Origin of the sequence: Cryobacterium sp. Y57, assembly GCF_002929505.1 — a bacterium.
GTDB lineage: Bacteria > Actinomycetota > Actinomycetes > Actinomycetales > Microbacteriaceae > Cryobacterium.
The window spans coordinates 1-2,096 of record NZ_PJJL01000015.1; the positions used below are offsets into that span (position 1 = coordinate 1).

A 2,096-nucleotide genomic window follows, 5' to 3' on the forward strand; every position below is an offset into this window, starting at 1 on the left:
AAGGTCTGATCAGGGTTTTGGTGTGCCGTGATCATCGAGGATAGGGCAATTGGGCGGATTTTGACCCAGTCTCTAAAATTCCGCCGCACACACAGTCTGCATGACCCGAAAAGACCGACTCAACGACATCTTCCGCGACGACTCCCGCACGTACGCCCACCTGCGCGCCGCGGACCCCGAACTTCCCGACCACGTCTGGGAAGTGATCATCCGATATCGGCTGCAGCTCTCCGCGCAGCAGTGGGATGCCGTGCGCGAGTTCACGATCGTGACGGCCATCAACATGAAACCGCGCACGTTCGAGACCGTGCGGCGGATGATGACGATGACTGGCCGCTTCAACGCCTGGGTGTGGGCGACCAACGGCACAATACTCACCGTCGAACGGGTGTACACGCAGAACAACGTGTATCGCTACCTGCAGGAATGCCTTGCCAAACACTCCGAAACTCATCGCTGGGGCGTTGCGCGCCAACTGGGCACCATCGCCGAAGTGCTCGCTGAAAACGCCGTCACACGTCTCCCTACGCCTCACGCTCACCGTCGGCGCCCCTTCAGCATCGCCGAAGTTGCGTCCATGCACAGCTGGGCCGCCAGCCTCACGACAGACCTGAAGCGGCAAAACGCCCAAGCCCTCCTCGGACTCGCGGGCGGCGCCGGCCTCCGCGCCAACGAAATCATCGACCTTCGCTTCGGCGACATTGACATCGTCGACGGGCGTCTCTTTGTCACCGTGCCCGGCATGAACTCCCGCCGTGTTCCGGTGCGGCACCCGTGGAACCGCACCCTGCTCCGCAGCCTCGCTGGTCGTACCGACTCGAATGAGTATGTCTTCCGGGCCTACCGCTTCGAGGAAAACCGTCCGCGGGCGATTCAGACGTTCCTCACCGACCACCCTGGCCGTGTGCGCGTTACTCTGACTCGCCTGCGAGCCACATGGATCGTTGTACAGATCGATAACGGGCTCCCTCTTCCCGTACTCATGGCCTTGGCTGGGTTCTCCACCACGGGGAGCCTCGACAAGCATCTCGTTCACGCCCGACCACTGGATATCGCCAACTACATCGGCCTCATCGTCGGCGAAGAGGTGCTCGCATGAGCGCCGGCGACATCGACTATGGCTTCACCGGATATAGCCCCGACCTCGGCGGTATGACAGAAGCGGAAATCATGGGCCGTGGGCGTATCCACGACGTTATCGACCACCGGACCGTGGTGCTGATGGAGGGCCGCGTGCGCAAGACCGGTGTTTTGGAACGACTGCAGGCATGGCGTGACGAAGATGCTCTCGCTTTCAGTATTGGTGGTCGCCCGTCCCTCATCTCAGAACGCGCCGTTATGACTGCTCTGTTGCTGCTCGCGAAGGAAGGATCAGCAATGTTCGTCACCAACGTGCGCGACCTCTTCATGTTTCGCCTCAGTGATGCTTCCCGTGAACTCCTCGGATTGGAGAAATCCCTCGAAGCCTTCGTCGGCCACGTCGGGGAAAAGAACCGCTGGTACGCCAACACCATCCGCGCCTTCCAACGCATGAACGACCTCATGGACCAGTTCCCCCAGGAACGACGCACCTCAAAGACCTATACAGAAATCCAGGCAATCCTCCGCGCCCACGACGTTGATTTGGAAGTGAAACGCAAGGCTCGACTCGACGAGTTCACCAAACTCTTCCTCGTGATGACCTATTACGAACAGCCCCGCGCCGTTCGACGTGCCTCCAAGAAGATGGATATTTCCTTCGACCAGACCTATATCGGGACCCCGACGGTGAAGGGGTACTCCAAGAAGAACCTCGCTAAACGTGTCGCAGACGAAGCCAAGGTTGAGAACATGAGGACCTTGAAGCCGGGGCCGGTTGATGCTTACGCTGGCTGGCATGTGAGCACAGGGCCCCGCACAGATGTCGGCACAGGCCAAACAGATCTCACCGACCCCGGTAAGAAAACAAGCTCCGCGGAGTATCGGTGGGGTTGGAAAATCAACATCGCCGTTCGCGTCGATTCCGAAGCCCCCGGACAGAAACGATTTCCCGCCCTCGCCGTCGCCGCGACAATGAGTCTGCCCAATGTTCGCGTCGCCGAGGAAGCAGTCTCTCT

General features: G+C 60.1%; 2 protein-coding genes. Both read left to right on the forward strand.

What is annotated here, in order from left to right; translation table 11 throughout:
* Positions 1-100 precede the first annotated feature (100 nt).
* Positions 101-1,099: a tyrosine-type recombinase/integrase gene (locus CXY72_RS00105; RefSeq protein ID WP_104125723.1), complete on the forward strand. Its 999-nt coding sequence runs from the start codon at positions 101-103 to the stop codon at positions 1,097-1,099.
* Positions 1,096-2,096 (forward strand): hypothetical protein (locus tag CXY72_RS00110; protein WP_146070963.1); only part of this gene is annotated, 1,001 nt, incomplete at its 3' end. The genes CXY72_RS00105 and CXY72_RS00110, both read left to right, overlap by 4 nt.

Excerpts from the sequence above, each read along its gene's own strand:
- CXY72_RS00105 (WP_104125723.1), top strand. The coding sequence starts at position 101 with ATGACCCGAAAAGACCGACTCAACGACATCTTCCGCGACGACTCCCGC.